Consider the following 23,786-nt stretch of genomic DNA (forward strand, 5'->3'; position numbering starts at 1 on the left):
GCGCAATACGACACCCACAATACGCAATCACTCCTCAATCGCCGTCACCTCGCGCCGCAGAGATGCAAAATCGAACGGAGACTTGTTGGAAACGGCAGACATCGGCACAGCAACCACGGCGGGCACGAGTAACGCTGCGACAAACGCAGGCAGAAGAGCGGGCTGTGTGGCCCCGGGCGCCGGAAACAGCGCTCCTCCCCCCACAAGGCCGGCGGCGGTTCCAACGAGCGCCCCCCGGTTCGTGAGACGGGCACTAACGAGACCGCCGAATACCGGCACGAGTGCAGCCGCACACACGAGGTCGGCCACCAGAAAAAGGTAAAGCACGCTGTAGCCCTGCGACGCGATGACAAAGACGGGCACTGCAAGTCCGACCGTCGTCCAGCGGGCGACTCGCAAGAGTATATTGGCAGAAAGGCTCGGCAGCGCCTGTCGCAGATCGACGACCACGAGGCTTGCGAGGGCGTTCAGAACCGTATCGGCGCTACTCATGACGAGCGTGAGGCCAAGGAGGACGAGGCCGAGACCGACGCCGGGCGGCGCGGCGTCGAGTAGCAGCCCGAAGAGGGCAGTCGACGGGGGATCGGCGGCATCCGCCCCTACCGCCGCGAGCCCGAGCAGACCCGTCCCCACCACAGTGAGCCCCATCGCTCCGGCGACCGTGGCAAAGCTTGTGCGCAACGCCTTCTCACTCTCCGCCGCGTAGACGCGCTGCCACGTCCCCTGATTGAACAGACTGGCCGCCCCAATGCCGATGACGAGCGCCAGCCCGCCCTGCACGCCCGGCCCGTGCGTCCAGTGAAGCAGGTCCGGCGCCCGCGCGGCCACCCTCTCCGTCAGCGGCGCCGTGCCGCCCACGGTGTACACCGCCACGACCGTCCCCGCCGCCAACAACGGCAGCAGGAGCAGCGCCTGCACGCCGTCGGTGAAAATCGAGGCGCGAAGCCCTCCAAGGGCCGTGTACGCGATCGTTGCCCCCAGCACAACCGCTGCCGTAATCCACAGCGGTACGTCGGCCACGAGTTGAAGGATGAACGCCATCCCCGTCACCTGAGCCGTCAGGGCAATAAAGAGGTAAAAGACCATGATCGTAAGCGTAAAGACGTGCATGGCTCGTCCGTAGCGGTGCCGCACGTACTCTGTGAGGGCGTGCCCCTCCGGCATCAGGGTCCGGAGGCGGCGTCCGAGTGGAATGTAGCAGAGCGGCGGCAGGGCCGAGCCGAGCGCATAGCCCACGATTGCCGGCAGGCCGCCCCACGTTGCTGCCTCCGGTGGCCCAAACAGAATCCACGAGCCCATCGCCGAGGCGAACAGGGTCGCCGTCAGAGCCCCTCTCCCAAATTGCCCCCGCGCCGCTACGTACGCCTCCACGCTCTGCCCCCCGGTCCTCCAGAGCGCATACCCGACCCCGGCAATCGTAAACAGCGCCGCGCAGGCAAGCAGAGCGAAAATCATAGGAGCCGAAACGAGACTGGTAGAGACGAGATAGGAAGCGACCGAGTGCGAAGGCTCGTCCCGTCGCCTCCCTTTTCTGACGAAGTGTGAACAAAAATGGAGGAGCGGGTCCTGTCCCCGTCCCACCGCACGGAATGCCCTCCACCCGTATGAATCGAAAACACGGAAATCAGCGGCGCGCCGTCGGCTTCCAGTAGAAGACCTCAAGCTGGGGCGTCGGGGAACGGACCCCCACGGCAAACTGGATGCCGCCGTCGACCCGTTGCGCATCGAGATCGACCGGATAAAAGTTTCGATCCCCCTCACTGTGACGCTCGACCAGGCGGCGCTGGAGTTGTCCGCTGCGGTCGTATACGTCGATCTGAACCCAGCCCGGGCGCAGGTTGAGTACGAAGAGGCGATCCTCAAGGGCCGCGGCAGAGGCAGACAGGAGGGGAGGCTTGTCCACATCCCCTGTAGCGTACGCAAAGCTGCGCTCCAGCATGGGCGAATCGAAGCCCATCAACGCGAGACTATCCGGAGTCGCCCCGTCGGCGAAGGACCTGGGGAGCGTGTGCACGACGGGACGGTAGCCCGAAAGGCTTACGAGCGAATCGCCCCAGGCCCGCAGGAAGCCGGCCCGCCGCCAGTACGGCCCGCCGAGATCGGTCTGCGCCACCACCGCTCCGGAGGAGTCAAGCCGCGAGACGTGCGCGCCGAATTCCTGTCCCACCACTTTCGCATAAAGGCGCCTGTCGGTGGCAAGCAGATACACGAGGGTCTCCCGCGCCGGCCGCTCGTAGGAAACAGCGCGATCCGGCAGCCGACGCCCGTTCGTCACAAAATCGATCCGATCGGCCTCCGCGTTAAACACAACGAGGGTATCCTGCCGGTGCCCAATCAGATACGGCACCGCGAAGGCCTCGTCGCGAAGCTCCCGCTGAAAACCGCCAGTGGTGTCAAACCGAAAGAGGCTGTTGCGCTGAGCATCGCTCACAGCCACGGCTCCCCCGTCCACAAATCGGACGGTCCGCGGGTACGCAAGCGGATGCGCCTTCGTGCCTGTGGTGACGCCAATCCGCTGAAGTGTATCGGCCGGTGCGTTCTGAGCCACGCGGCGCGAGAGGGAATCAGAGGGAAAAAGGGCCTCGTTGGCGTCCCGGCGGCAACTGTAGGGCAGGCAGCCCGACAGAATTAGCAACCCCGAGAGAAGCAGACCCCGAACAAATCCACGAGCGGTGACGACGTGCATGAAAAACGGCATTGCAACGAGGATATCGAGTTCTTCACCTGCACGGCTCGCCCTCCCCTCCGTTTCTTTGCTTCGGCTAAATTGTATCCAACTTTTGGAGGTGGCGCACACGGGGCGGAATAGACGCGTGTCCACCTCCACTTGCGAGCCCCTCATCGCTCAATCGAACACCGCTTCCGTTCACCCGTCCATCTCAGCAGGTCGGTCGTGCATCCTTCACCCCAAATTTTCTCCCTTCCCCCAATCTACTCTCGCCTGAATGGCCGCTCCCGACGCTGCTCGCGCTTCCGTCACCTCCCTTCGCTCTCCCGAGCGGACACCGCTGCTCTTCACCACGAACATGGGGCTGGAGGACGTGGTGATCGACGAGTACCGAGAGCGGGCGACCGCTGCGGGCATTGCCGTTCCCACCGCCGACGACGCGCCGTTCGACCTGCGCAGCTACGCCCGGATCGAGGTCGAGGCCCCTCCCGAACTGGCCCTCGACCTCGCCCGCAAGATGAAGTCGGTGCACCACGTTCTGGCACCCCTTTACACCTTTGCCCTGCCCGACGATGATGAGGCGGCCCTCCGCACGATCCGGACGACGGTCGAGACGCTCGACGTGGCGCCGATGGAAACGGCGGGGACGTTTCGGGTGACCACTGTCCGACGAGGCGAGCACGACTTCACCAGCATCGATGTGCAGCGGGAGGCAGGCGCCGGACTGGAGGCCCACTACGGGACGACGGTGGACCTGGAGGAGTACGACGTGGAGGTGCGGGTGGACGTGCACGACGATCGGTGTCTCGTAAGCGTCCAACACACCCGTGAGGCCCTCAGCCGCCGTCAGGCCCGTCTCTTTCAGCCCCGCGCGGCCCTCAAACCCAACGTCGCCTACGCTCTGCTCCGCCTCTCCCACCTCGACGACGGCGCTTCCGAGGCAGGTCCCCCCGACCGTGTGCTCGACCCGTTCTGCGGCTCCGGCACAATTCTTTGGGAGGCCGGCGCGCTCTGGCCCGATGCCCTCCTCGTCGGAAACGACTGGAACGAGGAAACGATGGCCGGCGCCCGCGAGAATGCGGAGGCACAAGAAATGACCGATCGGGTCACGCTCCACAACCGCGACGTGTGGTATCTCGCCGAAACGATGGGCGACCGGCAGGCCGACCTCATCGTGACCAATCCGCCGTTCGGGGTGCGCCTTGCCAGCAGCATGGATTTTCGCCCCTTCTACCGCCGCGTCCTTCAGCAATTCCATGAGGTGCTGCGCCCCGGCGGCCGCGTCGTGATGCTCGTCCTGCGCCAAGCCCCCTTCAACAAAGCACTGCGAGACACAGAGTGCTTCGACGTCCGCCACGTGCGCGTCCTCGAAATCGGCGGACTGTATCCGCGGGTCTTTGTCCTGGGCCGCTAGCGCCCTCTTCACGCGGAGCCCGAAAAGAGAGCATCCTGATCTCGGATCCACGTCAGCAGGTCGATCGTGGAGACGATCCCAACAATGTCGCGCTTCGTGCCGGCCCGGACGACGAGCAGCCGATGCAGTTGCCCTCGAACCATCCGGTCGGCAACCTCTCGGATGGTCACATCCTCCTCCACGGTGAACACAGCGGGCATCATGATGTCTTTCACCGTCGTTTGCGGACGGCTGCGCAGCTGTTCGAGGGAGTCTTCTTTCTCCGCGGCTCCTCCTTCTCCAAGGAAGTAGGCCGGCGCCTCTTCCGCATCGGACGCCGCCTCCGCTTCGCTGTCGTGATGTGCAATGTCGGTGAGGGAGACGACCCCGATCGCGGTTCCGTAGTCGGATACGACGGGCGCTCCTGAAATGGCGTGTTCAGTAAAGAAGGAGGCAAGCTCCCGCAACGACCAATCGGGCCGCGCGGCCCGGACGCGCTTGGTCATCAAATCGCGGGCAGTGGGGATTGTAGCCATGGCAGATACGGAACGGGTGAACAGGGACGAGCCATACACAGGATACGAGTCTCCCGTCCACCGCCGACGACAGTAAAGCCCGAACGGTTGCGCCCGGGCGTCCCCCACGTACGGACCATTCCCCCTCTCCCTGGAACCCGGCGGTGGGAACGAAATCCCAAAGCCGCTCCCCTGGGTTCGGTGCTAAGTAACTTCAATCATGGAGTTGGATGTTGCCCTGTTCAAAATCGGCTCTGGCAGACATTGTGAGTCGGCTTTCTAAGCGCCAATCCCCAGGTTCTCGATTGAAGTTACTTAGTATGAATTGAGCGTCGTTGTAGCGTCGCTTCCGTACTCCGCAAGGGTGCTCACCCAGGCGTTGTTCTGAGTGCCCTCTACCCGGTATTGGACGACGTGTCCGGGCACCTGCTCTGAAAGAAACCAGGTGGTGGTGCTCCCTCCCATTCCTCCCTTGTACTCGACCTTCTCAGCCGTAAAGGTCCCCGCGGGCGTATCGATTTGCTCCTCTCCCACGGTGGCCCCCTCAATGCTTTCTTCCGTGAGGCGTTGAGGAGACTGGTACACGGTTCGTTCGGTGACCGGCACTTCCCCCACATTGCCTTTCGGGTCTTTTGAGCGGAGACGGAGCGCCTCTCCCTTCTCCGGATCCAGGAGCGCCTCATACACCCAGGTATCCTCTCCCTGCTGGGCCTCCACCCGCCACCACTGGTTCCCGTCCTCCGTTGTCTTCAAAAAGGCCCGCCGCAGCGTCTGAATGCCGGCCTCTCCTCCTTCAGCGGTTTGAACCCGATACTGGACCCACTCGCCCTCTTCGTATTCCGCCTCGGCCGGCCACATGCCATTGGCTGCAAAGGCATAATTGAAGAAAACCTGCGCCTGAGACGCCATAAACTGATTCCACTGCGTCGTCCCGGACGCAGGTAGATTGGCGGAGGTGGCAATCTGCTGTCCGATCGATCTCCCGACCTCCTCCCCGGCTTGCTCCGCGGCGGCGCCCACAGTGCGTTCCGCCGCCTCCTGCGCCAGAAAACATCCTGACAGGGTTGCGGCCAAACCACCGGTGAGAACGAATGCGAAAAGAATGGATGCGACCGTACGTGCTCGCGACATGGAGAAGAAACGGTTTCTACGGAAAAGACGAGGATCTATATGTAGGTAAGATAAGAATGAAGGTCAAAGATCATACAACGTCCCCGAATGTCGGAATCGCAGAATACAAACCAATTCGAAGAAACCGGCTTGATCACAATTGCGCCCCCACCCCGCGCGTCCGACGGCCTCCACGTCGGGACTGCGAGAATCACAGCCCCCGATTTCTGTACCGGGCATGGGCGTTGAATGGATATGGCCCGCAAGCAGAAAAGAACGGGGGTTTGGATGAAATGAATCAGCGCGTAGAACCGAATCCGAGTAAACCACACCTCCATAATGCGCCGGACGACACTTTGATACATTTTTCCATGTCGCCACTTGTCTCGCACTCGTATCTACTCCCTCCTGATACCAAACCTTGAGGATCGATGTGCACTTGATCGTTCCCGATCCGGACGAAACGACCGGCATGAAATGCCACACCGGATGACTGTCGCCCCTTATCCCACGACATTTCCGTCTTGATTGCCTCAAACCTCGATGTGGAATCGATATTTACATTTTTCATATACCTAATAAACAAGTTATATTATGAGAAATGTAGATATTAAAAAATCTCCCAGTTTTGGAGTATTCTCTTTCTCTACCCTTGCCCTCTTTTACTTTTCATTTTTTACACTCCTCTTACTGACGGGCGTAATTTCTTACGTGAAAGACATCCCTCTTGGACATTTCACGCGTGATACGACGGCGGTTATCGGTGCCCCGTTTTATGTCGGATCCATCTCCAAAATCGGCGTTCTTCTTTGGTGTACCACAGCCGCGATGTGTCTCCTCACATCGGCCGTATTGTACAAAACGTCTGCAGGATCAAGGAGAACATCATTTTTACTGGGGGGCGGCCTCGTCACCTCTGTACTACTGCTCGATGACTTTTTTCTCATCCACGAGGAGATTGCCCCTTTGCATCTCGCTGTGCCCAGCGACGTTGTGTTGGCCAGCTACGGGGCTTTGGCATTAGCATTCGTTCTGTACTACCGAGATTGTATTTTGCGGAGCAATTACCCGCTGCTCGTTCTGAGCATTGTATTTCTCGCCGGATCGGTAGGGCTTGACCTACTGCACGATAAGGCGGTGCTGTCTTTTCTCACAACACCGCAGGGGATACAGTACCTACTGGAAGACGGCTTTAAGTTGCTTGGAATTGCAGGGTGGCTCAGTTACTTCGGATCGGAGTGCTACCTCGCGCTCGTCCACCAAAGCCGCAGCGCTGCGACTCCCTCCCCGTAGTGCCAGCCATTCCGGCAGCCGTCTCTTCTGTTCGGCTCCTTCGGGGGATCACCGAAGGGGATCCTCTGCGGACTCCGCTCCCAACAACGTACGCCAGGAGGCCGTGCCCCATCGATCCGGCACGTAGGTCTGGATCCACCGCCGGTCGATCCAGTGCTTGAGACGAAGCAGCATCGAATGGGACGCCCACAGCGGGCCTGCGGTCCAGATTCCCTCCCGCGTACCCGTCGAGAGGATGAGCGGAGCCACGGGATACGACCGAAAGCGTACCAACTCCTCTTCAACCGGAAGGGCATTCTCTTCGATGAGGCCCCGTAATGTACGGTCGAGATTCGTACGCAGGTCGGGTCCCTGTTTCACGGCATGGACTCCCACCTTGGCCAACTCAAGCTCAGGAATGGTAGCACAATCCCCTGCGGCAAAGATGCGAGGGTGGGAGGGGGTGCGGAGGCGCGACGTGACATGCAAGAAGCCGCGGTCGTCCGTCGAGAGACCGGCCTTCCGAAAGAGCGCAGGCCCTACCGTGCCCGTCGCCCAGAGCACGGCCTCTGCTGATAGATCTTCGGACGTTCCCCTCGTGTTCGACACCCGAACGACGGCCCCCTCCTCCTGCGCCTCAACCGACGTGACGGACGTGCCCGTCCGAATCGTGGCGCCCCGCCCCCGCAGTAGATGAGCTGCGTGGCGACGCATGCCCGCGGGAAAGGCCGGAAGAAGATGCTCGCTCTGCTCCACGAGCGTCAGGTCGAGATCCTCGGTGCGACCCGCCCCCTGAAAACGCCCAGTCACGTTGAGTGCCACCTCAGTGCCCGCCGCCCCTCCCCCTACGATCACGAGGCGAAGACGAGACGACGGCGTGCGTAGCACCTTCTGGATGTGGGGTTCCACGGCCCGGATCCGGTAGATCGGCTTGGTAGCAACCGCGGCCTCCGGTACCGCCGGGTTGACGCCCCCTACGTCCGTCCCCAACACGTCGAACGAATATTCCGTCCCGCTTTCCGTCGTGACAGTCCGACGCTCCGGATCGAGGGCCGTGGCGCTCTCCTGTACGAAGCGCACGCCGCCCTCACGGGCAAGACGGGCAAGGTCGATACGGATGTCCTCAACGTCGTAGACGCCGCCGAGGTACTCGGGGACCATGCCCGAATAGTACAGCCACCGCTGAGGATCGATGAGCGTCACCTCGATGCCCGCATCCGTCCACTCCTGGGCGTGGCGAAGGCTCGGCAACATGGCGTGTCCCCCGCCCAGAAGTACGAGATGAGGAGAACGAGCCATTCGACATCAAACCGTTTTTGAAGGGCACCGACGATGTGCGAGAACCTCCTACGACGTGGACGTGCGACAGGTTGACAGCCCAAAGGGACGGTAAAGCGGACAGGTACCGACAACGCTCGTCCCCAGAAAGACGGCGGCGAACACCCCAAGCACGGCGGCCGTGAGGCCTCCAATCTGTCCGGTCACGTAAAGCGCCCCCACCGCGAGAGCAATTACGGCGCGAAGGCTTCGATCAATCGTCCCCATGTTTTGCGTCATGGCAAAGAGGGTTGGGTTGAAACACGGAGAATCGTGTAATCGACGTGCTCGAATCCGCCGCCATCCTTTTTGTTTCTACATGTAAACACAAACAGTATCCCTTTTCTATGGACGCGGATTCAAGACAGCCTCTTCCAAGTCCTCAGTGCTGCCGATCCCGCTACGGAACGTACCAGATGCCGCGGTCACGATCCAGCCAGTCGCCGACGATGATGTGGGGAAGCGCCAAGAGACAAACGAAGATGGTATAGAAGGCCACACTTCCGGCCAGGAGTCCTGCGTTGCCGAGCGGGTTCGGCACGAGCAGATAAAACGCGGCCATGAGGCTGAAAGTGACCAGAGCGCCCAGCACCATTGCGGCCCAGGTAAGGGGGAGCGACAAGCGGTCGGGGGCCGGCTCAGCGTCGGCCGTCGCGGTGGCGCGGGCCGTCTGGCGCAGCGAGTACCAGAGCGGAAAATATAGGCCCACCGCCAGCATCATGGGAACGAACGTAAAGTACGTGACCAGGAGGATCGTCTCGGCAAGATCGGTGAGCCACGACACTGACAGGCCGCTCATGTAGAGTCCGCCGCCCAGGTGACCCACAAGGGCCAGTCCGTACACCGTTCCTACCGTGGCCTGAATCTCGGGCAGATGCGTGGCCAAAGGCAGCGGCGGCTGTGCCCCGAAGATTTGCGCCATGTAGGTGGAGAAGGAGATGTACACGCCCGGCCACGCCAGCAGCGGCACCAGCATGATGGCGCCCCCTCGCACGACGATCGCAAGGCCGCGCTGCCACGGGGTTGTCAGGTGATCGGTCCCACAGAGGGCATCCATCACTTTGAGCCCGCCGTGTCCCCCCTTCACCACGGCAGTGCTGAAGGCCAGAGCGAGAGCGGGGACCGGCGCGACGAAGAAGAGCCCCACGAAGCCCCCGAGAAGCACGAGATACAGCACAATGTAGCGCAGGCTGAACGAGACGCGCCGGTTGCGCAGGTTCTCGAAGTGCTCGTAGCCGCCGTGGGGCAGGTTGAGGGCCACCATGCCGATGAGATATCCAATCATCTGGGCCGTCATGGACAACGAGACGTCCAGGAGTGCAATGACAATTCCCCCAAGCGCCAGAGCCCCCAGGGTGAAGCGCGATGCCCACATGGCCCACGTTGCGGGCGAGTGCGCCGGGGCCTGACGCGTGGGAGACGTGACGGAAGAAACAGTCGACACTGCGGACATATCGAAGGGACGCGTTAGTTTGGCAGGTCGGACGAGGATTGTGAAGGCCAGTCCCGCATGACGGCCGTCGCGGCGTGCTCGCCGCTGATGAGGCAGATGGGAACGCCGACGCCGGGCGTGGTATCGCCCCCAACGTAGTAGAGACCGGGGGCATTGGCGGCCCGATGAGACGGTCGCAACGGGCCGGTCTGTCGGAGCGTGTGGGCAAGGCCGAGCGCAGTTCCGTTCGGTCGGCCGTAGCGGGTGGCAAACTCGCTCACGCAGGCGTCCTGCTCCACCGTGATGCGGCCTCGCAAATCGGCGCCGCGCCGGGCAAGGTCGTCAAGCACCTTGTCGCGCATCCACGCCCGGCGGGCGTCTCCATCCTTAAGGCCGGGAGCGATGGGCACCAGCACGAAGACCGAGTGGTGTCCCTCCGGCGCAAACGAGGGGTCGGTGCGCGAGGGCACGTGGACGTAGTAGGCCGGGTCAGTGGGCCAGGCCGGCTCGTCAAAAACCTTCTTGAAGTGAGGGTCCCAATTCGTAGGGAGGATGAGGGTGTGGTGCCGCAGAGGGTCCACGTCCCCCTCCACGCCGAGGTACAGCAGGTAGGCCGACGGCCCGAACGTGCGATTCTCCCAGTAGCTGTCGTCGTGGTCGCGTTGGGAAGCAGGAAGGAGATTCTGCTCCACGTGAGCAGGACTCGCGTTGGCCACCACGCGGCGTGCCGTCCGCTCTCCGGTTGCGGTCGAGAGGCGAACGCCGTCCCGCCGCGCATTTACCCCGGTCACCCGCGTGCCGGTCTCGATGGTTGCGCCCAAGTGCCGGGCCCGATCGGCCAGCGCGTCGACCAGGGCCTGCATGCCGCCCACGGGGTGATAGACGCCCTGGTTGAAGTCGACGTGCCCCATCAGCGTGTAGAGGGCAGGCGTGTTGTAGGGCGACCCGCCGAGAAACACCAGCTTGTACTCCAGCAGTTGACGCAGCTTCGGATGCTCCACGTAGTGCCGCACGTGGCGGTCCATGGACTTAAGGAGGGGCAGGGCCTGTCCCGAGCGCAGCACGTCGGGATCGAGCCAGTCGCGCAGGCCCGACCGGTAGGGATACACGAAGCGCTCCATCGCCAGGTCGTGCACCCACTCGGCGTGGTCCAGGTACGCCCGGAAGGCCTCGGCCGCCCCTTCCTCGTACGCGTTCAGTTTCGGGGCCAGCGCCTCCGGGTCGGCGGGCACGTCCAACTGGTCGCCGTCCTTCCACAAAATCCGGTAGCTGGGATCGAGGCGTTCGAGGTCGTACGCCGCCTCGACCGACGTCCCGAACTGACCAAAAAACCGCTCAAACACGTCCGGCATCAGGTACCAGGACGGCCCCGCATCGAACCGAAACCCGTCGATGGTGATGGTGCCGGCCACACCTCCAAGGCGATCGTGTTGTTCAAGCAGAGTGACGTCCACCCCGGCGTCGGCCAGGTAGCAGGCCGCCGAAAGCCCCCCAATGCCGCCCCCAAGAATGGCAACGGACGTGTCAACCGTCATGGGTCCTCCTCAAACAGTGTACAAGCGGGATGAGCAGTGTCGTATCCCCCCGACGCGAGTCCGGCCCGGCCGGGACGATCTGCGGTATATTGTACCACAAGTCCCTTGGCTCTCGTTGTTCATTCTGGATAAAAACATCTTCTTTTGCTTTATTTCGACGGCGATATTTCGTGACCGTTACGAACGCGTCGCGTGAGGCATGGCGGGTCCGCACGAGCGACCTCCTCACGTCCCATCGGCTGGGAACGGAACGCTGCAACGAGAGGTCGGTGGAGCAATCAATCACGATCCGTCAGACACGCACCTCACCGTCATCGTTCATGCTCCTCTCGAAGAGCTGCGAGTACGGGCTGCGCGCCATGCTCTACCTGAGCTCGCGGACCGACCCGGACACGTCCTCCTCAGGCTCCGGTCGCCCGTCCGCTCCGGTCCACACCTACATCTCCATCGAGACCATCGGGGAAGAGCTCAGCATCGGACTCTCCTACCTGACGAAGGTCTGCCAGCAGTTAAACGATGCAGGCCTTCTTACCTCGAAGCGCGGGCGCGGCGGAGGAATTGCGCTCACACGGGCGCCGACGGAGATTGCTCTCTACGACATCGTGGTCGCGATCGACGGCGACGATCTGTTCGAGGAGTGTGTGCTCGGGCTTCCGGGCTGTGGAGAGGCCGAGCCTTGTCCGCTTCACGAGCACTGGACGGAGGAACGCGAACGAATGCGGTCCACCTTCCGGAATACAACGCTCGCGGAGGTGCCGAACGTGCGCCTCACCCCGTTCGTAGGAGCGGACAGCGATCTCGCTGACGACACGTCCCCGTGAAACGAGGAAAGCGAAACCCACAGAGTCAGGATCTGCAATGCAAATGCCCCACTGCTATTGTCGCAGCGGGGCCTCGTGTCGGGTATCCAATCGCGGAAATTGCGGGGTCGGGGGCGTTAGGACGACCCGTTGGCCATCAGCGACGCTTTGGTGAGGGTGGTGTTGATCTCGACATCTGCCTGTTCGAAAAGGCGGCCCACCGGACAGGTGCGCATCGTCTTGTCGAGGACACGCTCCAGCGTCCCGATGTCTTCGTCACTGTCCACCCGCACGGTCGCCTCTAGGGTGCTGATCGTCCCCCGATCTTTTTCCAGTGTCATGTCCACTTCGATCTTTCGGTAGGATACGCCAGAATTGCCCGCGACCTTTGCCCAGATCGTCGAGATGCAACCGGCCAGCGACATGCCGGTCAGCTCCAGCGCCGTAGGGCCGAGGTCATCGCCGTCTTGGCGCGGGGGCAGATCGAGCACGAGACCATGGGTGCGACCATTGCTTACAACCGACTGGTAATCACCAGAAGTGTGTTCAGACGTCGCCTTCATCGGAACGGGGAGCGTGAATTCAATAGAGCAAGAACCCCCTGGACGCCCCTTCTCTGCTTTCGAAATCACAGATCTCGCGCAGAGAACATGGGCCGTCCACGGTCGATGGGTGTGTATTTGCCCAGCATGGGTGGAAGTTCTCTTTTTCGGACAAAAACATGTGCTTTTCTTTTTTCGTTTTCCCGCCCTTCACGCTCAGCCTTCCCGACATGCCGTCCGCTCCTGCGAAACGCGTTCGTCGGACGAGACGCCTTTACCAAAAAGAAGCGCCCCCGGGGAACATCCTTCGGACCAAAAAAACGAGCCGAACCCGGTATCCCGTGAAATTCCCGCAAACCGAAGAACCTATGCCGTCAGTACGGCTAGCATGCATGTGAATGAGCGCTCACTCACAACCGGAGAGCTATTCCCAGTAGCGTCGTGAGCGCACATGGCAACGATTGCTCTATTCTTCACTGCCTTATTCTTCCCATGCCTACGTACGCGTACCGCCGAGAAGACGGCACGACGTTCGAAACGCAACAGCGAATCACGGAGGATCCTTTGGAGAAATGCCCCGAGACCGGCCAGTCGGTTGAGCGCATCATCACGGGACGTCCTGGGGTCATTACCGACTCCGCTGACTCATCCGGTGCAGAAAACGCCGGAAGCGCCCCCACTTGCTCCGGTCCCCTCTGCGGCCTGTAACGATAATCCTCGCCGCCAACTGCCCCGATTCTTCCCTCAGCCATGACGAAGAAAGACGCCATCTGCGACGCCGCCCTGGAGCTCTTCGCCCACAAGGGCATCCAGGCCACTACCACCCGCGAAATTGCGGAGCGAGCGGGTGCGGCCGAAGGCACGTTGTACCGCCACTTCGACGGAAAGGATGACTTGGCCGAGTGGCTCTACAACCGCTGCGCCACCCAACTTCATAACCGGCTGACGGAGCGAAGCGGGGATGCCGACACGCCCGATGAACGGCTCGTGGCCCTGATCCGCGGCGTGTTCGACTTTTTTTCCGACCAGCCGACCTCCTGCACGTACCTGCTCTCCGCCCGCTCCAACAACGGACATCAGAAACATCGCGGCGCATTGCCGCCCCCGATGCGCCTCTTTGTAACCACCCTCGAGGAGGGCATGGAGGAAGGCACCTTTCGACCGGCGGCCCCCTCCCTGGCAGCGGGCTGGATTCTCTCGATGGTGCAGCGCACGGTCCTGTTTTTGAAGTCCGATCACCTTGCCATGAAGCGGCAGGACGCCGTTGATCAGACCATCGAGGCCGCGCTTCGTCTGGTACGAGACTGAGCTCCCTCCTCCTACTAAGCCACAAACCAGCGTCCCCTATGCGGAACGATAGCAGAGATCGCCCCCAAACTGTTCGGCTCCTCCGTCGCTTCTTCGAACGGCGGATGTCCTCGCTGGAGGCCTCTGCGCAGCGCCTCGATCTCTGCGCAGAGGCGCGGTGCACGCACGTCGTGGGACACCTCGTGGAGCGTACTGTGGGGCGTGCTTCCCTTCGGGCTGCCGTCCGGCATTCGGCATCCCGCTCCTCCACAGACGCCAACTGGAAGCACCATCTGATGACTGCGGCCCTGACCGAACTTCGTACCCTCGACTTATAGGCCTCCCGTACGTTATCAGAAACGGGAAAACAGTTCCTCTCATCACTCGACTCCTTCTTGCTTCAAATGTACACACCTGACGTGAGCGAGCGTTCACTCATAACCGATCTTCAGGCACACCTTGTGGCGTGGCTCCTCGTATTCGGGCTCTTCGGCGCGGTCCCCATCCTGGGACAGGCCCAGGCGCCCGACGACAATGCCCAGTCCCTCCGGCTGACGGTGGACGAGGCCCTGTCCCGCGCCCGCAGTGAGAGCTTCTCGGTGCGATCGGCAGAGGCCTCCCACCGCGCCGCTCGGGCGCGCAAGCGGCAGTCGCTCGGCGTCTTCCTGCCGCAGGTGACCCTCTCGGAGCAGGGCTTTGCCTCCACCGATCCGGTAAACGCCTTCGGCTTCACACTCAAGCAGGAACGCTTCACCCAGCAGGACTTCGCGGTCGACGCGCTCAACACCCCCGACCGCGTTGACCACTTCGCCACGCAGATTGAGGTGCGCCAGCCGCTTCTGAACCTCGACGGCATCTTTGAGCGTCGGGCGGCCGCCGACGCCGCTGACGCTGCGGCCAAACAAGGGGAGTGGACGCGATCAATGGTCACGTTTCAGGTGAAGAAGGGCTACTACGGCCTGCTGCTGGCCGAGCGCCGCGTGGAAGTGATCGAGTCGGCCCTCGAAGCGGCCCGCACCAACCGGGATCAGGCGCAGGCCCTCTACGAGGAAGGCATCATCACCCGGGCCGACCAGCTGGCCGCCGAGGTGCGCGTCTCGGAGCTGGAGAGTGAGCGCACCGACGCGATGGCCGCGCGCCGCACGGCCGCGGACCGGCTCCGCTTTCTCATCGGCATCGAGGAGAATGTCGACATTATGCCGACCGACTCGCTGGCCCTTGAACGGGCGTCAGTCGAATCGATTTCGGTGCCGGAGATCAACCGGCGACGATCGGACATGCAGGCCCTTCGCTCCCAGGCCGACGCCGCCCGCGAGAAGGTTCGTTCGCGCTGGCTCGCGTTCGTGCCCACCCTCAACGCGCAGGGCACGACCGGCTGGTATGACGATGCGCCGTTCGAGACGAAAGGACAAAGCTGGACCGCCGGTGTCTCCCTCTCCTGGAGTGTCTTCGAAGGCTATCAGCAGATTGGCGAGGCGCAGCAGGCCGAGGCCGAGCTCCAGCGCGCCGAGATTACCCTCCAGCAGCACTCCCTCCAGAACGAAGTGGAAATCTCGTCCACCCGGCGCGACATCGAGGCCGCCCGCGAGCGCATCGACCAGGCCCGGCGGGCCGTGGCGCAGGCCGAGGAAAGCCTGCGCATTCGCTCGGACCGCTACGGTGAGGGAATGGCCCGCACGACGGATCTTCTGCAGGCCGAGGCCACCCTCGCGGAACGGCGCCTGGCGTACCTGAAGGCCCTTTACGACCACAACGTGGCCGTCTACCGCCTCGAAATGCTCACCGAACGCGACTTGACAGCCGAGAGGTGAGAAGCGAGAGCCGCAAAGTCCCCAGCATTGGATCGCCTCTGGCCCTCATTGTCTCCCTCCCCAACTATAGCTTCCTACAGACTCATGCAACTTCGATCTCGCTCTACCATCGCCGCCCTCTTGCTCACTGCCGTCACCGTGGCGGGCCTCACGGCTTGCAGCGGCTCGGAGGAGCCGTCCGCCCCGTCGGAGCAGGCACCGGTCGCCGTCGAGACGGCCACGGCCCAGGCCACGACGGTCACCCGCACGTTTCGCTACAGCGGCACCATCCAGGGCACCCGCCGCGTCCCGCTTTCCACGAAGATGATGGGCACGGTCACGCAGCTGGACGTGGAGGAGGGCGACCGCGTGTCGGCGGGAGAAGTACTGGTGCGCGTGCGCAGCCAGAACGTGGAGGCACAAAAGCGACAAATTCAGGCGCGGCTGCAGGAGGCCCGGGCCGCCCTTGACAACGCAAAGGTAAACTTTGAGCGCATGAAGGCCCTCCGCGAGAAGGACAGCGCCACGCAAAAAGAGTTCGACGACGCCAAGACGGCCTATGAGCGAGCCCAGGCCCGCGCAGAGGCACTGGAGAGTCAGCTCGACGAGATCGAGGACACGCTCGACTACGCCACCGTCCGCGCCCCCATCGACGGCTACGTGGTAGAGAAGCGCAGCGAAGAAGGCGCCCTCGCCGCGCCGGGCCAGCCCCTCCTCGTCGTTGAGACGCTCGACGATCTGAAGGCGGTCGTCCAGGTGCCGTCGTCCGACATCAACCGGTTCACGGTCGGCGACTCGGTGACTGTGGAAGTGGGCGCCGCGGGCAACGTGCAGCGGACCGGGGTGGTGAGCCAGGTCAACCCGTCGGGCAACGTCGCCAGTCGCCAGTTCACCGTGCAGGTGCGCCTGGAGCGCAGCGACGACCCGTCGATCAAGTCGGGCATGTACGCCCAGGTCCTCTTCCCCGGCGCCCCGACCACTGCCGTCACCGTGCCCCGGCAGGCCGTCGTGCAGCGCGGGCAGTTGAACGGCCTCTACGCCGTGAAGGACAGCACCGTGCTGCTCCGCTGGGTGCGCCTCGGAAAGGAATACGGAGACCGCATCGAAATCCTCTCCGGCCTGCGCGACGGCGAAACCTACGTCCTCGACGGCCGACAACGCCTGCTAGACGGGCAGCCGGTGGAAGCCACCGCCCGCATGCTCGGCGAGCGCTGAGCGGATGTCTTGTCTCCTTGTAGCGCACTTTGAGAAGCACTTCCTCATTTCATTCGGGGCGCCGTTGGAGTCCAACGGCGCTACGTAGAGGATGCCAATCCCTCCAGGGAGTAAAAAGTCCAGCTTCGGTCAAACTCAAAACATTACCGGATTTCCAGGAGCGACGAAGGGGATACGCCCCCCGCTCCGACTTCGACACTCGACACTCCAAACTCGAAATTGCCTTATGTCAGGCATCGCAGGAACCATCGCCCGCGGATTCATCAACAGCAAACTCACGCCGCTGCTGATGGCCGCCTTTCTCGGCATCGGCCTCTACAGCGCGTGGCTGACGCCCAAGGAGGAGGACCCGCAGATTGAGGTCCCCATGGCAGACGTCGTCGTCCAGTATCCCGGTGCCACCCCGCAGGAGGTGGAGCGCCGCGTGGCCGAGCCGCTCGAACGACTCATCTCCAATATCGACGGCATCGAGTACGTCTACTCCACGTCCATGCCGGGCCGCGCGCTCGTATCGGCCCGCTACTACGTGGGCGCTTCCTCGGAGCAGAGCATGGTGAAGCTCTACGAGGAGATGCTGAAGCACATGGACCAGATGCCCGAGGGCGCGAGCATGCCGCTCATTAAATCCCGGGCCGTCGACGACGTGCCCGTGCTGGCGCTCACCCTTCACAGCGACGATCCGAACTACGACGACTACCAGTTGCGTCGGATCGGCAGCGAGATGGCGATGGACCTCAAGAAGATCGACGGGGTGGCCGACGTGAGCGTACACGGGGGGCGCAAGCGGTCGGTGCGCGTGCGGCTGGACCCAAACCGCCTGGCCGCCTACAACCTCGACCCGCCCGCCATCGCCCGCCAGCTGACGGCCTCCAATCAGCAGATGGACGCCGGGACGTTCCAGAGCGGCGATACCTCCTACATGGTGGAGACCGGTGACTTCCTCGGCTCTGCGGAGGACGTGCAGGACCTCGTCGTAGGCGTGCACCAGGGCAGTCCCATTTACCTGAAGCAGGTGGCCGACGTGACCGACGGGCCGGGCGAACCGGAGAAGTACGTGAGCTTCGCCTACGGCGAGGGCCACCCCGCCTCCGGCGACAGCGCGATTGCCGTGCAGAACACCAGCGGCCTGCAACCCGCCGTCACCATTGCCGTGGCGAAGCGAAGCGGGCAGGACGCGATGACCATTGCCGAGCGCGCCCTCCAAAAAGTGGACGCGCTGGAGGCGACGCTCGTCCCGAACGAGGTGTCCGTCAGCACTACCCGCAACTACGGCAAGAGCGCGTCGAACAAGGTGACCGAGCTGTTGCTGCACCTGCTCGTGGCCATCGGCGCGGTGACACTCATCGTCTCCCTGGCCATGGGCTGGCGCGGCGGCCTCGTCGTCTTCCTGTCGGTGCCCATTAGTTTTGCGCTTACGCTCTTCGTCTACTACTTCTTCGGCTACACGCTGAACCGCATCACGCTGTTTGCCCTCATCTTCGTGACGGGCATCGTGGTCGACGACTCGATCATCGTCGCGGAGAACATGGAGCGGCACTTCAAGATGAAGCGACTGCCGAAGCTACAGGCGGCAATCAACGCGATCAACGAGGTGGGCAACCCCACGATCCTGGCGACGCTCACCGTCATCGCCGCCGTCCTGCCGATGGCCTTCGTCTCGGGCTTGATGGGGCCGTACATGAGCCCAATGCCGATTGGGGCGTCGATGGCCATGACGTTCTCGCTGATCGTGGCGCTCGTCATCACGCCGTACCTCGCCTTCCGACTCATCGCGGGCGGGAGCGAGGACCAAGAGGAGGACGAAGAATCGGACTACGAGTTGGAGGACACGCTCATTTACCGAGCGTACGCGGCCACCATCGAGCCGCTGCTCAACAGCTCGTGGAAGCGGTGGACATTCATCGGCGCCACGGGCGTCCTGCTGCTCGGCTCCCTCTCGCTCTTCTACTTCCGCGTCGTGACGGTGAAGATGCTGCCCTACGACGACAAGGACGAGTTCCAGGTGGTCGTGGACATGCCGGAGGGCACGCCCCTGGAGCGCACCGACGCCGTGCTGCGCGAAATGAGCACCTACCTCACCGACCAGCCGGAGGTGACCGACGTGCAGACGTACGCCGGCGACGCAGCGCCCGTCAACCTGAACGGGCTCGTACGCCACTACGACATGCGCCGGGCCCCGTATCAGGGCGACATTCAGGTCAATCTGCAGGCCGAGCACCATCGCGAGGAGCAAAGCCACGCCATCGCCAAGCGAATGCGCGGGCCGCTCCAAGAGATCGGCAAACAGTACGACGCCAACGTAAAGGTGGCGGAGGTGCCGCCGGGACCGCCCGTCCGCGCCACCCTCGTCGCGGAGATCTACGGCCCGAGCCTCGACCAGCAGCGCGAGGTGGCGCGACAGGTGAAGCAGGTGTTCGCGGAAACCGACGGCGTTGTGGATGTAGACTGGCGCGTCGAGGACGACCAGACCAAGTACACGTTCTCGGTGAATAAGGAGAAAGCCATGCGGGCGGGCGTCACCACCGCGCGCATCACCCAAACGATGCGGATGGCCCTGGGTGGCCAGGACGTCACGCAGATGCACCTGCCCGACGAGCGCGAGCCGGTAAGCGTGAACATGCGCCTCGGCCAATCGGACCGCTCCAGCCTCGCCGACCTCAAGAACCTGCGCGTGCAGTCGCAGAGCGGGTCGATGATTCCGGTCGCGGACCTCGTCACGATCAACGAGACGGTGCGCGACAAGCACATCGACCGGAAAAACCAGCAGCGCGTGATCTACGTGATGGGCGACGTGGCGGGTGCGATTGAGAGCCCGGTCTACGCCATGCTCGACATGCAGGAACGCCTCGACCAGATCGAGGTCCCCAAGGGCTACGGCTTCTCGCAGTTGTACACTGACCAACCGTTCGTAAGCGACAGCTACTCTCTGAAGTGGGACGGCGAGTGGCGGATCACCTACAAGGTCTTCCGCGACCTCGGCATTGCCTTCGCCGTCGTGCTGTTGATCATCTATATCCTCATCGTGGGGTGGTTTCAGGACCTGACGGTGCCGCTGGTGATGATGGTCGCGATTCCGCTTTCGCTGATCGGCATCGTGCTCGGGCACTGGATCCTGGGCGCCTTCTTCACCGCCACGTCCATGATCGGATTCATTGCCTTAGCGGGGATTATGGTGCGCAACTCGGTCTTACTGATCGACTTCGTGAACCTGCGGCGGGAGGACGGCGTGTCGCTTCGGCAGTCCGTGATCGAGGCCGGGGCTGTACGGACCCGCCCCATTCTGCTGACGGCCGGAACGGTCGTGATCGGGGCGTTCGTGATCCTCTTCGACCCGGTCTTCCAGGGCCTGGCGATCTCACTGATGGGCGGGGCCATTGCCTCCACGGCGCTTACGCTCCTGATCGTACCGCTCATCTACTTCATGATCGAGAAGCGACTGGCGGACTCGGCGCTCGCTGAGACGGATACTGACGGTTCTGTGTCCGCTTCGGGCGATCTGGGCAACGAGCCGGGCGGGGACAGCGCCCCGGCCTCCGCGGATGAGCCGGAGACTCCGCTTCAATCGTGAGACTTCAAAATGTAGTTCGGGGCTATTTCCGATTACACTCTCAATCCATAGAACCAGCGATGACACCGCAGAAGGCTTCTGTCTTCTTTGTGGAGTGTCCATTTTGGCTTGACCCAAAATGGACGAAAAGGTCAAGGCTATGAAGAAATCGGCTGAGTCCCCTCCGCTCTCCACTGAAATTCGGTAAACTCCCGCTCCTCGACCGGAGCGGTCAGACATACCGAATTTCGGGCGTTCCGGCTTCGGGGTCTCCGAGACGCCGACTTCTTCAAGGCCGCGGAAATGGATCCCAAAGAGGTATGGCTGGAATCAGGTGTCAGTCGTGTGACGACGCACTGTGTCCAAGCTTCCTGCTTATCCAATCTCGAAACTTTCCAATGCCTCAATCTGCCAATCCCATGAAACTCGTAGCCGTCATGAGCCTGGACGCGTACCGCGACGACCTCCATCGGATCTACCGCGAGCACGCGATCCGGGTCTTCAGTGAACTCGACATCGAAGGCTACCATCACAGCCAGACGCCGTCCGCCGCTGCCATCGGGTGGTTTGGACGGTCGGAGTCCCCGGCCTACTCGACGCTCACCTGGGCCTTCCTGGCCGAGGAGCAGGCCGCCGACCTCCTCGACGCCATTGAACACTACAACGACACCCATAATCTCGACCATCCGGTCCGGGCCTTCCAGATGCCGGTCGACAAGGCCGTTTGACAATATCGAGTTGCGAAGTGCGAATTCCGAATGTCGAGGGAGACAAATGCACCGACCTTCTGTCTTCTGCCTGTATCGACACCCGTTCAGAGACACAGTGGGCGGAGCTGCAAAATGGCGCCCAAATGAGGCTGGCAAGCTAGCTTGCCTGTAGTGGAACGACCGAGTGAATGCAGAAGCCATTGTGCACGAGATCCACGAAAATAGCAGGTCGCAGAGCGTCCACCAAACAGCTTCTCAAGCCCCCCTCAACAACATCGTTCTACCGATGCCGACACATACCACGGAGTCTCCCGGTTCTTCCTCACTCTGTCACGTCCCCACGCCTGAAGAAAAACTCGTTCGCATTCTCGGGGGTGCCGTGACGCTCACGGGACTCGGACTCGGCTTCTTTGTGAGTGAGTGGTGGTATCTGCTGACGCTCTTTGCCGGGGCAAACCTTCTGCAAAGCGCGTTCACGGGGTTCTGCCCGCCGGAGATTGTATATCGGTTGTGGAAACGATCTCCAGAAACCAAGTGAGTACCTGCGACGGTCGATTGGGAGCGTCGTTACACGAGACGGTCGCGGATGTCGGGGGCATAGGAGCGGCTCACTCGGAGTTTCGTTTCGTCATTCAGAATGATCCAGTACCCTCCAGAGCCGTCACTCCGCAGGTGATCCACAGCCGGAAAGGCGATGATGTGCGACCGGTGCACCCGCGCAAACCGCTTGGCGTCGAGCCGCTCCTCCAGCTTCCCAATTCCCATCGATGAGAGATAGGTCTTCTCCACCGTGTGGAGCTTTGAGTAGTCCCCTGCCGCCTCGACCCACTGAATCTCCTCGGGATCCACAGGAATGATTTTCTCGCCGTGGCGGACGTAGAGACGCTCAGGAGACGAATTGTCCTGAGCGCGGGCCTCCTGAAGCAGCTCCGCAAGCCGGTCGGGATAGTCGGGATCCTCCTGCTCGTACCGCTCCAACGCCCGCTCAACGGCCGTCCGGAAGCGGTTCTTGCTGTAGGGCTTCAGCAGATAGTCGATGGCCCCCGCGTCGAAGGCCTGAAGGGCATACTGGTCGTAGGCGGTGGAAAAAATGATGTCCGTCAGCACGTCGATCTGCTCCAGTACATCGAAGCCGTCGAGGCCCGGCATCTGCACGTCGAGGAAGACGAGGTCGGGCCCCTGTTCGTTGATGGCCTCGATGGCCTCGCGCCCGTTGCCGCACGTGCCGATCACCTCGATTCGGTCGACCTCGCTCAGATACTCCTGGAGGAGATTTCGGGCCGGGGGTTCGTCGTCGACGATGAGGGCTTGCATCATGGGATTAGAGAACTATAGGTGAGCGGAAAAGAGACGTCTCGTCGAGACGCCTTTACTCCCTATCTTGGTAGTGGAGACACTTTACTACTGGACGGAGGCCTTCCCGTCTCGCGGGATTGAGAACCAGACCGTGAAGCCGGAAGGATCGTTGGGGGCGGTATGGAGGGCGGCATCCGAACCGTAGGTGCGTTCGAGGCGGGCACTCGTGTTGGCGAGCCCCACCCCCTCGCTCTCGGCGGAAAGAGGATCCACACCGTCGGCCCCCACCCCAGTGTCCGTCACCTGAATCCGGAGCCGGTCATTGACGTCCCCCACCTCCACCTGCACCGTGCCGCCCCGTTCGCTCGGCGCAATGCCGTGGCGAAGGGCATTCTCCACGAGGGGCTGCAGCACCATGGGCGGAACGGGCGTATCGAGCTCCTTCTGCCCGACATTCACCTCCACCTGTGCCTTCAGGCGATCCGAGAAGCGATGGCGCTCCAGGTCCAGATACTTCCGGGCAAAACCTACCTCGTCCCGGAGCGGCACCTGATCCCGGCTGGAGCTATCGAGGGCATAGCGCATCATGCCCGCGAGTTTCGCAATCATCTCTCGGGCCTGGTCAGGGTCGCGTGCCAGGGTTGCACTAATCGAGTTGAGAGTGTTGAACAGGAAGTGCGGGTTGATTTGTGCCTTGAGGGCGGCCAGTTCCTGCTCTCGAGCACGGGCCAGCAGTTCAGCGGCCTGCTGCTCTTTTCTCCGAAGACGCTGAACGTTTTGCACGAGATGATACAGGGCAAACTGAACGATGTATAGCGTCAGATTCGAGAAGAAGATCCACAGGTAGCGGCTCCCCAAGGCCGTCGGCACGCCCCCAGCCAGCAGCCCATAGACTCCGAAGTAGCTCTCAATTCCGGCCCAGGCATAAAGCGGTCCAACCAGGACGTGGGTGGCCAATACCCATCCCCAGTGCACGCCCCGCATCGTACGAATCGCGAGCCACCAAACTGGCACACTGTACACCGCAAGGAAGGTGTTGGAAATCAACTGGCCCGTAGCGGCCCACCCAAACGGAATGTGAACCGCCTGTGCGATGATGAGCGCGTAGAGGACCGTGTGAAGTCCCCAGAAGAGAGCGGCCAGCCCAACCCCCTTTGCGGTCATGCGGGGCCTGGAGGCCGTGCCCAAAAGTTCAGTGTCCGACGCAGACGAAGACACAACAGTCGTGGTCATATTAATCGGATGTTGTAGAGCTACGCCCCTCCGGCCCAGCCTCCGGATTCCCCAGAACGTTCCGGCGGCAAGGGCAACGATCGACGCCCCTCGGGAAACACAAATTGAGACATTACCGCCCCCG

The 23,786-nt window shown here is 62.4% G+C and carries 22 protein-coding genes; 11 read left to right on the forward strand and 11 right to left on the reverse strand.

Going from position 1 to position 23,786, the window contains the following annotated elements:
* Positions 1 to 27: 27 nt before the first annotated feature.
* Positions 28 to 1,455: a sodium:solute symporter gene (locus tag BSZ35_RS07840; RefSeq protein ID WP_105011914.1), complete on the reverse strand. Its 1,428-nt coding sequence runs from the start codon at positions 1,453 to 1,455 to the stop codon at positions 28 to 30.
* Positions 1,456 to 1,624: 169 nt separating this feature from the next.
* Entirely contained in the window at positions 1,625 to 2,686 is a 1,062-nt protein-coding gene (locus BSZ35_RS07845; RefSeq protein ID WP_146110032.1) for a hypothetical protein, read from the reverse strand.
* A gap of 259 nt (positions 2,687 to 2,945) precedes the next feature.
* Between BSZ35_RS07845 and BSZ35_RS07850 the strand changes: the two genes are divergently transcribed.
* On the forward strand, positions 2,946 to 4,082 hold the full coding sequence (locus BSZ35_RS07850) for a THUMP domain-containing protein (protein WP_105011916.1): 1,137 nt from the start codon (positions 2,946 to 2,948) through the stop codon (positions 4,080 to 4,082).
* Between the two features lie 8 nt (positions 4,083 to 4,090).
* On the opposite strand, the gene BSZ35_RS07855 is transcribed toward BSZ35_RS07850, so the two are convergent.
* The gene (locus BSZ35_RS07855) at positions 4,091 to 4,597 is read right to left on the reverse strand and encodes a CBS domain-containing protein (RefSeq protein ID WP_105011917.1); all 507 of its coding nucleotides are present in this window, start codon (positions 4,595 to 4,597) and stop codon (positions 4,091 to 4,093) included.
* 294 nt (positions 4,598 to 4,891) lie between these two features.
* The gene (locus BSZ35_RS07860; protein ID WP_105011918.1) at positions 4,892 to 5,707 is read right to left on the reverse strand and encodes a hypothetical protein; all 816 of its coding nucleotides are present in this window, start codon (positions 5,705 to 5,707) and stop codon (positions 4,892 to 4,894) included.
* Between the two features lie 573 nt (positions 5,708 to 6,280).
* Between BSZ35_RS07860 and BSZ35_RS07865 the strand changes: the two genes are divergently transcribed.
* The gene (locus tag BSZ35_RS07865) at positions 6,281 to 6,979 is read left to right on the forward strand and encodes a hypothetical protein (RefSeq protein ID WP_105011919.1); all 699 of its coding nucleotides are present in this window, start codon (positions 6,281 to 6,283) and stop codon (positions 6,977 to 6,979) included.
* Between the two features lie 48 nt (positions 6,980 to 7,027).
* On the opposite strand, the gene BSZ35_RS07870 is transcribed toward BSZ35_RS07865, so the two are convergent.
* The 4 genes from BSZ35_RS07870 to crtI all read right to left on the reverse strand — a co-directional run bounded on the left by BSZ35_RS07870 (position 7,028) and on the right by crtI (position 11,242).
* Positions 7,028 to 8,257: an FAD-dependent oxidoreductase gene (locus BSZ35_RS07870; RefSeq protein WP_105011920.1), complete on the reverse strand. Its 1,230-nt coding sequence runs from the start codon at positions 8,255 to 8,257 to the stop codon at positions 7,028 to 7,030.
* A 48-nt stretch (positions 8,258 to 8,305) separates the two neighbouring features.
* Positions 8,306 to 8,515, reverse strand: a complete 210-nt coding sequence (locus tag BSZ35_RS07875) for a DUF2892 domain-containing protein (RefSeq protein WP_105011921.1) — start codon at positions 8,513 to 8,515, stop codon at positions 8,306 to 8,308.
* A gap of 160 nt (positions 8,516 to 8,675) precedes the next feature.
* Positions 8,676 to 9,728 carry a Brp/Blh family beta-carotene 15,15'-dioxygenase gene (locus BSZ35_RS07880; protein WP_105011922.1) on the reverse strand — a complete coding sequence of 351 codons (1,053 nt, stop codon included), beginning with the start codon at positions 9,726 to 9,728 and terminating at the stop codon, positions 8,676 to 8,678.
* A gap of 14 nt (positions 9,729 to 9,742) precedes the next feature.
* Positions 9,743 to 11,242, reverse strand: a complete 1,500-nt coding sequence (gene crtI, locus BSZ35_RS07885; protein WP_105011923.1) for a phytoene desaturase family protein — start codon at positions 11,240 to 11,242, stop codon at positions 9,743 to 9,745.
* Between the two features lie 320 nt (positions 11,243 to 11,562).
* Between crtI and BSZ35_RS07890 the strand changes: the two genes are divergently transcribed.
* Positions 11,563 to 12,063: an Rrf2 family transcriptional regulator gene (locus BSZ35_RS07890; protein ID WP_105011924.1), complete on the forward strand. Its 501-nt coding sequence runs from the start codon at positions 11,563 to 11,565 to the stop codon at positions 12,061 to 12,063.
* 116 nt (positions 12,064 to 12,179) lie between these two features.
* Here the strand turns inward: BSZ35_RS07890 and BSZ35_RS07895 are convergent, their stop codons facing one another.
* Positions 12,180 to 12,605 carry an OsmC family protein gene (locus BSZ35_RS07895; RefSeq protein WP_105011925.1) on the reverse strand — a complete coding sequence of 142 codons (426 nt, stop codon included), beginning with the start codon at positions 12,603 to 12,605 and terminating at the stop codon, positions 12,180 to 12,182.
* Positions 12,606 to 13,076: 471 nt separating this feature from the next.
* On the opposite strand from BSZ35_RS07895, the gene BSZ35_RS07900 reads away from it, so the two are divergent.
* The 8 genes from BSZ35_RS07900 (at position 13,077) to BSZ35_RS07935 (ending at position 21,671) form a co-directional block, all read left to right on the forward strand.
* On the forward strand, positions 13,077 to 13,292 hold the full coding sequence (locus tag BSZ35_RS07900) for a zinc ribbon domain-containing protein (RefSeq protein ID WP_105011926.1): 216 nt from the start codon (positions 13,077 to 13,079) through the stop codon (positions 13,290 to 13,292).
* Between the two features lie 42 nt (positions 13,293 to 13,334).
* Positions 13,335 to 13,892 (forward strand): TetR/AcrR family transcriptional regulator, encoded by a 558-nt coding sequence (locus BSZ35_RS07905; RefSeq protein WP_105011927.1) that lies wholly within the window; start codon positions 13,335 to 13,337, stop codon positions 13,890 to 13,892.
* A gap of 38 nt (positions 13,893 to 13,930) precedes the next feature.
* A complete protein-coding gene (locus BSZ35_RS07910; protein ID WP_146110033.1) occupies positions 13,931 to 14,209 on the forward strand; it encodes a hypothetical protein in 279 nt (92 codons plus the stop codon).
* A 66-nt stretch (positions 14,210 to 14,275) separates the two neighbouring features.
* Positions 14,276 to 15,682: a TolC family protein gene (locus BSZ35_RS07915; RefSeq protein ID WP_105011929.1), complete on the forward strand. Its 1,407-nt coding sequence runs from the start codon at positions 14,276 to 14,278 to the stop codon at positions 15,680 to 15,682.
* Positions 15,683 to 15,766: 84 nt separating this feature from the next.
* Positions 15,767 to 16,876, forward strand: coding sequence for an efflux RND transporter periplasmic adaptor subunit (locus BSZ35_RS07920; RefSeq protein ID WP_105011930.1), 1,110 nt, complete (start codon positions 15,767 to 15,769; stop codon positions 16,874 to 16,876).
* 226 nt (positions 16,877 to 17,102) lie between these two features.
* Positions 17,103 to 20,444, forward strand: a complete 3,342-nt coding sequence (locus tag BSZ35_RS07925) for an efflux RND transporter permease subunit (RefSeq protein ID WP_105011931.1) — start codon at positions 17,103 to 17,105, stop codon at positions 20,442 to 20,444.
* Positions 20,445 to 20,842: 398 nt separating this feature from the next.
* A complete protein-coding gene (locus BSZ35_RS07930; protein WP_258096141.1) occupies positions 20,843 to 21,151 on the forward strand; it encodes a hypothetical protein in 309 nt (102 codons plus the stop codon).
* A gap of 268 nt (positions 21,152 to 21,419) precedes the next feature.
* Positions 21,420 to 21,671, forward strand: a complete 252-nt coding sequence (locus BSZ35_RS07935) for a DUF2892 domain-containing protein (protein ID WP_105011933.1) — start codon at positions 21,420 to 21,422, stop codon at positions 21,669 to 21,671.
* Positions 21,672 to 21,700: 29 nt separating this feature from the next.
* On the opposite strand, the gene BSZ35_RS07940 is transcribed toward BSZ35_RS07935, so the two are convergent.
* Positions 21,701 to 22,450 carry a LytTR family DNA-binding domain-containing protein gene (locus BSZ35_RS07940; protein ID WP_258096142.1) on the reverse strand — a complete coding sequence of 250 codons (750 nt, stop codon included), beginning with the start codon at positions 22,448 to 22,450 and terminating at the stop codon, positions 21,701 to 21,703.
* An 84-nt stretch (positions 22,451 to 22,534) separates the two neighbouring features.
* The gene (locus BSZ35_RS07945) at positions 22,535 to 23,662 is read right to left on the reverse strand and encodes a histidine kinase (RefSeq protein WP_105011934.1); all 1,128 of its coding nucleotides are present in this window, start codon (positions 23,660 to 23,662) and stop codon (positions 22,535 to 22,537) included.
* Between the last annotated feature and the right edge of the window lie 124 nt (positions 23,663 to 23,786).

Origin of the sequence: Salinibacter sp. 10B, from assembly GCF_002954405.1 — a bacterium.
In the GTDB taxonomy this organism is placed as follows: Bacteria; Bacteroidota; Rhodothermia; order Rhodothermales; family Salinibacteraceae; genus Salinibacter.

Coding starts and splice junctions, on each gene's coding strand:
- BSZ35_RS07840 (WP_105011914.1), bottom strand. CDS start 1,455: ATGATTTTCGCTCTGCTTGCCTGCGCGGCGCTGTTTACGATTGCCGGG.
- BSZ35_RS07845 (WP_146110032.1), bottom strand. CDS start 2,686: ATGCACGTCGTCACCGCTCGTGGATTTGTTCGGGGTCTGCTTCTCTCG.
- BSZ35_RS07850 (WP_105011916.1), top strand. CDS start 2,946: ATGGCCGCTCCCGACGCTGCTCGCGCTTCCGTCACCTCCCTTCGCTCT.
- BSZ35_RS07855 (WP_105011917.1), bottom strand. CDS start 4,597: ATGGCTACAATCCCCACTGCCCGCGATTTGATGACCAAGCGCGTCCGG.
- BSZ35_RS07860 (WP_105011918.1), bottom strand. CDS start 5,707: ATGTCGCGAGCACGTACGGTCGCATCCATTCTTTTCGCATTCGTTCTC.
- BSZ35_RS07865 (WP_105011919.1), top strand. CDS start 6,281: ATGAGAAATGTAGATATTAAAAAATCTCCCAGTTTTGGAGTATTCTCT.
- BSZ35_RS07870 (WP_105011920.1), bottom strand. CDS start 8,257: ATGGCTCGTTCTCCTCATCTCGTACTTCTGGGCGGGGGACACGCCATG.
- BSZ35_RS07875 (WP_105011921.1), bottom strand. CDS start 8,515: ATGACGCAAAACATGGGGACGATTGATCGAAGCCTTCGCGCCGTAATT.
- BSZ35_RS07880 (WP_105011922.1), bottom strand. CDS start 9,728: ATGTCCGCAGTGTCGACTGTTTCTTCCGTCACGTCTCCCACGCGTCAG.
- crtI (WP_105011923.1), bottom strand. CDS start 11,242: ATGACGGTTGACACGTCCGTTGCCATTCTTGGGGGCGGCATTGGGGGG.
- BSZ35_RS07890 (WP_105011924.1), top strand. CDS start 11,563: ATGCTCCTCTCGAAGAGCTGCGAGTACGGGCTGCGCGCCATGCTCTAC.
- BSZ35_RS07895 (WP_105011925.1), bottom strand. CDS start 12,605: ATGAAGGCGACGTCTGAACACACTTCTGGTGATTACCAGTCGGTTGTA.
- BSZ35_RS07900 (WP_105011926.1), top strand. CDS start 13,077: ATGCCTACGTACGCGTACCGCCGAGAAGACGGCACGACGTTCGAAACG.
- BSZ35_RS07905 (WP_105011927.1), top strand. CDS start 13,335: ATGACGAAGAAAGACGCCATCTGCGACGCCGCCCTGGAGCTCTTCGCC.
- BSZ35_RS07910 (WP_146110033.1), top strand. CDS start 13,931: ATGCGGAACGATAGCAGAGATCGCCCCCAAACTGTTCGGCTCCTCCGT.
- BSZ35_RS07915 (WP_105011929.1), top strand. CDS start 14,276: ATGTACACACCTGACGTGAGCGAGCGTTCACTCATAACCGATCTTCAG.
- BSZ35_RS07920 (WP_105011930.1), top strand. CDS start 15,767: ATGCAACTTCGATCTCGCTCTACCATCGCCGCCCTCTTGCTCACTGCC.
- BSZ35_RS07925 (WP_105011931.1), top strand. CDS start 17,103: ATGTCAGGCATCGCAGGAACCATCGCCCGCGGATTCATCAACAGCAAA.
- BSZ35_RS07930 (WP_258096141.1), top strand. CDS start 20,843: ATGAAACTCGTAGCCGTCATGAGCCTGGACGCGTACCGCGACGACCTC.
- BSZ35_RS07935 (WP_105011933.1), top strand. CDS start 21,420: ATGCCGACACATACCACGGAGTCTCCCGGTTCTTCCTCACTCTGTCAC.
- BSZ35_RS07940 (WP_258096142.1), bottom strand. CDS start 22,450: ATGATGCAAGCCCTCATCGTCGACGACGAACCCCCGGCCCGAAATCTC.
- BSZ35_RS07945 (WP_105011934.1), bottom strand. CDS start 23,662: ATGACCACGACTGTTGTGTCTTCGTCTGCGTCGGACACTGAACTTTTG.